This is a genomic window from Thermosyntropha lipolytica DSM 11003 (assembly GCF_900129805.1).
In the GTDB taxonomy this organism is placed as follows: domain Bacteria; phylum Bacillota; class Syntrophomonadia; order Syntrophomonadales; family Syntrophomonadaceae; genus Thermosyntropha; species Thermosyntropha lipolytica.
This window is the reverse complement of the sequence record NZ_FQWY01000013.1, coordinates 47,826-54,803: the sequence shown is the minus strand read 5'-3', so window position 1 is coordinate 54,803 and position 6,978 is coordinate 47,826. Positions and strand designations below refer to the sequence as shown.

7 protein-coding genes are annotated in these 6,978 nt (G+C 39.4%); 2 read left to right on the top strand and 5 right to left on the bottom strand.

Annotated elements, in window-relative coordinates; translation table 11 throughout:
* Positions 1-323: sigma-70 family RNA polymerase sigma factor (locus BUB92_RS05195; RefSeq protein WP_143156869.1), on the bottom strand; the 323-nt coding region annotated here is incomplete at its 3' end.
* A 160-nt stretch (positions 324-483) separates the two neighbouring features.
* Between BUB92_RS05195 and BUB92_RS05190 the strand changes: the two genes are divergently transcribed.
* The gene (locus BUB92_RS05190; RefSeq protein ID WP_073091041.1) at positions 484-843 is read left to right on the top strand and encodes a hypothetical protein; all 360 of its coding nucleotides are present in this window, start codon (positions 484-486) and stop codon (positions 841-843) included.
* A gap of 42 nt (positions 844-885) precedes the next feature.
* On the opposite strand, the gene BUB92_RS05185 is transcribed toward BUB92_RS05190, so the two are convergent.
* A complete protein-coding gene (locus tag BUB92_RS05185; RefSeq protein ID WP_073091039.1) occupies positions 886-2,232 on the bottom strand; it encodes an acetyl-CoA hydrolase/transferase family protein in 1,347 nt (448 codons plus the stop codon).
* 430 nt (positions 2,233-2,662) lie between these two features.
* On the opposite strand from BUB92_RS05185, the gene BUB92_RS05180 reads away from it, so the two are divergent.
* Positions 2,663-3,103, top strand: a complete 441-nt coding sequence (locus BUB92_RS05180) for a MarR family winged helix-turn-helix transcriptional regulator (protein WP_073091037.1) — start codon at positions 2,663-2,665, stop codon at positions 3,101-3,103.
* Between the two features lie 49 nt (positions 3,104-3,152).
* Here the strand turns inward: BUB92_RS05180 and uraA are convergent, their stop codons facing one another.
* The 3 genes from uraA to BUB92_RS05165 all read right to left on the bottom strand — a co-directional run bounded on the left by uraA (position 3,153) and on the right by BUB92_RS05165 (position 6,913).
* Entirely contained in the window at positions 3,153-4,427 is a 1,275-nt protein-coding gene (gene uraA / locus BUB92_RS05175; protein ID WP_073091034.1) for a uracil permease, read from the bottom strand.
* 42 nt (positions 4,428-4,469) lie between these two features.
* On the bottom strand, positions 4,470-5,108 hold the full coding sequence (gene upp / locus BUB92_RS05170) for a uracil phosphoribosyltransferase (protein WP_073091032.1): 639 nt from the start codon (positions 5,106-5,108) through the stop codon (positions 4,470-4,472).
* A gap of 104 nt (positions 5,109-5,212) precedes the next feature.
* Entirely contained in the window at positions 5,213-6,913 is a 1,701-nt protein-coding gene (locus BUB92_RS05165) for a peptidoglycan D,D-transpeptidase FtsI family protein (protein WP_073091028.1), read from the bottom strand.
* Positions 6,914-6,978: the final 65 nt, after the last annotated feature.

Below are 6,978 nucleotides of genomic sequence, written 5' to 3'. Positions count from 1 at the left end.
GCATAAGTTGCCAGACGAACCCCTTTATCTTCATCAAATGTACTTATAGCCTTTATTAGTCCAATAGCTCCAATCGAAATCAAATCCTCCATATCTTCTCCGCTGTTTTCATATTTGCGCACCACATGAGCTACCAGCCGCAAATTATGCTCGATTAACCTGTCGCGAGCCTCCTCATCCCCATTCTTAAAACATCTTAAATAATCTCTTTCTTCTTCTTCCGTAAGCGGCCTAGGGAAAACCTGGCTGGTAAGGTAGCCAAAAAGTAAAATGCCTCCCTTTATCAATGCCAGTAATCCTAAAACCAAACTTAGAGTGCTCATAATTCCACCTCCATAAATAGTACCGCTTTATACTATATGAAGGCAGAATACAAATTGTGACTTTTGTTGACAGGTAAATTATGTTATTTTCTCAAAAAAAACTTAACAAAGATTAAATCTATTAGGTATAATAAACAAAAACCAAAAAGGAGAATGCCCTTTGTCCAATCAATTCCAGGTATTTTGGAAAATAATTAAAGCCTCCATCAGAAATATAATATTTTTTATCCTGGCTACAGCTGCCATAGCTCATTTAGCTTCTATACCTGGTCTCAAAAATCTTGCTCTCCTGGCTGCAGTTTTGGAAAGCTTTATTATTTTTATCACCCTAAGTGCTCTTATCTATTTTATTTACTATACGATAACTACCTACCCTGCTATGCGCAAAAACCATCCCGAGCGCACCTTTACTCAATTGTACGGTTATACCCTAGGGGCTTTTGTTTTTAGGCTGATAGAAGTATTTGTATATATTTATATACTCATTTTTCTTTATAACCTTTTTTTAGGTAATAAATAAGGCAGCTCAAAGCCTTAAGCCTCTTGCTGCCTATTCTGCCTATTAATTTATCTTATTACTCCTCGTCCATATATTCATCTCCTTAGCTGCTTTTACCAGTTCATCCCGAAAATCCGGATGGGCTATACTGATAAGCGCCTCGGCTCTTTCCCAGGTAGACTTGCCTTTAAGCTGTACTATGCCATATTCAGTCACTACATAATGTACCAGCGAACGAGGTACAGTAACAATCGACCCCGGGGATAAAGTTGGTTTTATCCGGGAATGGACTACCCCATTTTTATCGGTGTAAGTGGAATTAAGGCAGATAAATCCTTTGCCTCCTTTGGAAGCAAAAGCTCCAAAAATAAAATCCAGCTGCCCACCTGTACCTGAAATATGCCTAGTTCCTGAGCTTTCCGAACATACCTGGCTGAAAAGGTCTATTTCTACCGCACTATTCACGGCTATCACTTTATCATTGAGAGCAATTATGCGAGGGTCATTAGTATAATTAACCGGATAAATAGCGCACATAGGATTATTGTCTAAAAAGCTGTACAGTTTGGAAGTTCCCATAGCAAAAGTATAAACCATCTTATATTTATCAATATTTTTACGCGCTCCGGTAATCCTTCCCGAATTATACATATCAACAAAGGAATCTACCAGCATTTCCGTATGCACACCTAGATCTTTTAAATCGCTTTTGGCAATCTTCTCACCTATAACATTGGGAAGTCCGCCGATCCCCAGCTGCAAAGTAGCTCCATCCTCGATCTCTTTCATTATATACTCAGCAATAATATAGTCTTTTTCCGTAGGTTTAACTGGTGGCAGCTCGAACAGAGGCGAATTTTTCCCTTCCACTATGTAATCAACATTAGATATGTGGATAGATTCACTATTTCCTCCTAGGCAAACAGGGACCGAATTATTAACTTCCACAATAATCTTTTTCGCCTTACTTAAATAAGCAGGCGTAACTGAATTAGAGGTCCCTAAATTAAAAAATCCTTTAGGGTCAACAGGAGCTACCATTACAAACGCATAGTCTACTTCCTCATATTTCTTAACTATGCGTGGCCCTTGATGATAAGATATAGGAATATAATTGCAAAGGCCTTTATCATGCAAACTGCGGGAAATCCGGCTAAAATGCCAGTCTTCCATGATAACATGATTGCGTTCCGGGTCCAATTCAACTATTTTCGGCACCTTTGTGTAACATACACTTCTAATCCGCAAATTTTCCAGCTCATCTACCCTTTTGGCCAGGGCTTCATCTAAAGTCTCGGGAAACATAGCAAATTCGCTGTACCATATCTTATCTCCCGACTTTACCATCGACACTGCCTGGTCTGCCGTTATCAGCTTTTGTTTGTACTGCCATTTGACAATATCACTCATAATCCAAATTCTCCTTTCATCTTCAATTTGTATACCATTCTGGTTATTTTTATAAGATTGAATATTTGCGTCTTTAGTTTTATAATTAGAAAATAAAAATTAATGACAAAAGTTAATCAAGGGATTTATATCTGCTATATTTTTAGCGTATCATTTAAAAGGAAATAGAAAAATCTATCCCGTTCATCACCTCCATATTACAAATTACGATTTGTATATTTTTATGTTTTTTTATTCGATTCGTAATTAGTTGTCATCAATTATATCCTAGTTTGTTAACAAATGCTATACCTGTTTGTTTAATTACTGACTAAAAATCCGAAAAAAGTTTAAAAAATTTTTCTTAAGCTATTTAATCTTGACAACTAACCTGTATTTTTCGCATTATTAATAAGTGTTAACCAATAAATTCTTTAAGGAAGGGGTATATATGGAAGATTTCACAACTTTTGTTTGCTACCAGTTAAAAGCCACTATGAAAAAAGTAGAAAAATATATAACCCAGGAGATGAGCCAATTTGGCCTTAATATGGCTCAATCTTTCATCCTTTTCACCCTGCTGGAAAAAGACGGGTCAACTCTTACGGAAATCGGCAATCGGGCGCAGATTGAAAATTCTTCCCTGACTACTATGGTAGATAAGCTGGAAAAAGAAGGCCTGGTAGAAAGAAGGCTGTATCCCGAAGACAGAAGGGTGGTAAAACTTTATATCACCCCCAAAGGCAGGGAATTGGGGGAAAAAATACTGGCTGAAGGAAGCAAATTCAACAAATATTTGCGGAACAACATGCCGGGAGATGTAGAAGTCTTTTTCCAGAATCTTAATGCCATCTCGGAAAGCATAGACCGCCTAAATGAAGATAAAAAATAAATCAGGCAGAGAGCAGTTTCTCTGCCTGATTTATTTTAAAAAAACTATTTTATTGTTCATCAGCTGTTAATCCTAAAACATCAAGTACAGCAAAACAGAGGCTTAATATGATAGCTACAACTGTTGCCAGTCCCATTCCTTTTAAGGCTACTGCTCCTAGCTGCAGACTTATCCCGCTTATTCCTATAATAAGAACAATAGAAGTCAGGATGAGATTACGCGGCCTGCCATAATCAACATTTGCTTCTACCAGCATTCTTATACCCGAAGCAGCAATAATCCCAAAAAGCAGAAGTGATACTCCCCCCATAACCGGACTAGGTATAACCCTTATAGCCATGGCCAGTTTACCTATAAAGGAAAGTAGAATAGCAATAACCGCTGCTCCTCCAATCACCCAGGTACTGTAAACCTTAGTTATAGCTAAAACCCCGATATTTTCCCCGTAAGTTGTATTAGGCGTAGAGCCAAAAAACCCGGAAATCATAGTAGATAAACCATTACCTATGATGGAACGGTGCAAACCAGGATCCTCTATCATATTAGTCCCTACAATATTCTGGGTAACAAAGAGATGTCCGATATGTTCAGCAATCACTACTAAGGCAGCAGGTAAGATGATAGCTATAGCAGCAGGATTAAATTCTGGCCTATAAATAGTGGGCAGACTAAACCAGGGGGCATCTAAAATAGGTTTTATATCAACTATCCCCATAAACAGTGATAAGACATAACCAGCCAATATACCTAGCAAAACCGGAATTATAGCTAAAAAACCCCTGAACAGTACAGAACTAAAAACGGTAACCGCCAGGGTAAAAACTGAAACTGTAATCATCTTAGGATCAGGAACCCAGGTCCCCTCAAATCCGGAGGGAGGAATAAAACCTGCCATCTGAGCTGCGACCGGAGCCAGCTCCAAACCAATTACCGCTACAATAGCACCCATAGCTGCAGGGGGAAAAACTATATCAATCCATTTAGTACCCATTATTTTTATTATAAGCCCTACCAGGATAAATACTAACCCTACCGCAATAAAACCACTTAAAGCTGCACCATAACCATACTTAGGAAGCACTATTAGCACCGGGGAAATAAAAGCAAAACTTGAACCGAGATAAGCAGGTATCTTTCCTTTACATATAAAAATATAAAGCAGAGTGCCAATACCGTTAAACAAAAGCACCGTAGCCGGATCTACCCCAAATATTATAGGAACTAAAACCGTAGCCCCAAACATAGCAAAAAGATGCTGCAGACTTAAAGGCAGTGTGTGCAGAAACGGCAGCCTTTCCTGTACCCCTATTTCCCTTTTGGCCAATTTTTATCCCTCCAAATAAATATTAGCTTATAGCCGGTAATACTAATACAGATATAATCTGTCTCCTGCATCCCCTAATCCCGGCACAATATAGCCTTTGTCATTCAATATAGGATCTATTACGGCCGTTATTATCTCTACCCCGGGAAACTTGTTCAGAACCTGCTTAATACCCGGTTCAGCCGCAAAGGCACAAACATATATTATCTGTTCAGGCTTATACCCTTTTTCCACTACAAATTCAAGGGCTTTAACCCCACTGTTGCCGGTTGCCAGCATAGGATCCAGAACAATTACCTGATCAATTCCTCCTTTATTAGGGGGAACATTATTAAGATAAGGTTTAGCTTCCAGGGTTTCGTGATCCCTGTACATACCCACATGCGCTACCCGTGCTGAAGGAAGAAAGGTAAGAAAGCTCTCTACCAGCCCCAATCCGGCTCGCAAAACCGGAACCAGAAGTATCCGGCTGTCATCAACATAACTGCAAACTGCTTCCACCTCTAAAGGCGTAATTACCTTATCTTCTTTGGTCTTAAGCTTTTGACAGGCTTCCACCGCCAAAAGATAACCTAAAGTGCGCAAAGCCCGGCGAAAATCAGAAGTTTTAGTTTCCTTATCCCTTAAGGCCTTAATGCAGTTCCCCGCTATGGGATTATTTAAAACCGTTACATGTTCCATTTTTCCGCCTCCTTTTTTACTCTCAAGCCCAAACTTTATTTTAATTCGACAGCAAATTAGATTCTCCTTTATTTTTCATCTTTTTTAATAATTTTGGTTCCATCTTATTTAAAATCAAAATATCTGCACATTTCATCCCCTATCTCTTTAAAAACAGGGGCTGCCGATGTACCCCCGGTTTTCCCTTCCTCCACCAGGACTACTACGGCAAAACGAGGATGGTCAGCCGGGAAAAAACCTCCAAACCAGGCATTTAATATTTCCTCCTCCTCTTCATTAAATCTTCCTGTCTGGCTGGTTGCAGTTTTGCCTGCTGCATTGACCGCCATTAATTCCGCATTTTTCCCGGTACCTTCAGTCACAGCAAGCCTCATCATCTTCCTTATTTCTTTAGCTGTTTCCTGGCTTATAACCTTCTTCCTGGGTTCAGGATAAACAATATTTTTTCTTCCTTCTTTATCTATCCAGTATTTTACCAAAACCGGCGGTGCAAAATAGCCATCATCAGCAATTGTAGCCACAAGAGAAGCTATATTAAGGGGTGACAGCATAATCCCTTGCTGCCCTAAAGCCGCATTAGCTACTGCCATATCAGCTTTTTCTATCTTCACATAAGCATCTTTTACAGGCTGATAGCCTATTATTTTCCCTTCATCAATATGCATCCTTTCAGCCATTTCCATTATTTTATCTCTTACTAACCTTAAGGCCAGGTTTATAAAAAAAGGATTACAGGAATAAGCAAAAGCCTCTCTCAGATCCAACCATCCATGCCCTTCTTTTTTCCAGCAGGAAATAGTCCTACCATTATTGAATCGGTATCCCCCCTCACAATAATACTCCTCCTCTTTAGAGGCCACATCATATTCTAAAAAAGCAGCTGCCAGCAATATTTTAAAAAGCGAACCAGGATGATAAGGAGTCAGAGCTCGGTTAATGAGAGGGCTGCTTTCATCATCTTTTATTTTTCCTATCTGATAGGGATCATATTTAGGGCGGCTAACCATAGCCAATATCTCTTTGCTGTGTACGTCTAGAACTACCACCGCTCCTTTTTTTATGTACTTATCGGCTGCCTCTTCCGCTATTTCCTGCACCCTTTTATCAATAGTCAAAACTACGCCTGCTCGATTTTCATTCTCTTTTTTACGCACCCTAAACATAAGGCCGGTTATGACCTTTCCTCTAGCATCGAGCACGGAAGTAAGCTCTTCGGAATTCGGATACTCGCTTAGCACATCATTATAAAAATATTCTATCCCGCTTACCCCTCTATTTTCACTGCCATTTATATACCCCAAAACATGACAGCAAAAGCCATCACTTCTATACCTTTTGATTACCGGAGCTACCACCATCCCTGCTGGAGCAGAACGGTTTATCTTTTCCCTTTCAGCTTCCGATAAATCATCAAATAGGCGTATAAAAGTATCCTGGCGTTTAATTCCCTTTTCCAGTTTATTGTATATGTCATCATAACTCCTGTCTTTAAGTATATGGGCTAAAATTCTGGCTGCCGACCCTACTGCACGTTCCTGGTCAGAATAAGGTGAATTGCTGATTATTTCTCGCGGCAAACAGTATAAAGCTTTACCGGTAGAAATACTGGTAAGAGGGAGCATATGGCGGTCAAATATCTCTCCCCGGGCATATTCCTTCAATTCTATACTCCTTTGCCGCATATAGCTGGCTTCTAAGGCCAAGGTATAACCTTTAACCAGCTGATAGTAAGCAATCTTTACGGTCAAAGCAGAAAAAACAAACAAAAAGAAAAACATAAGCATATAGATGCGGTGAATTCTCATACACACAAAAACCCTCCTCTAAAGCTTTACTATCTCTATAATTCGCTTTAAAGGAGGGACTTATT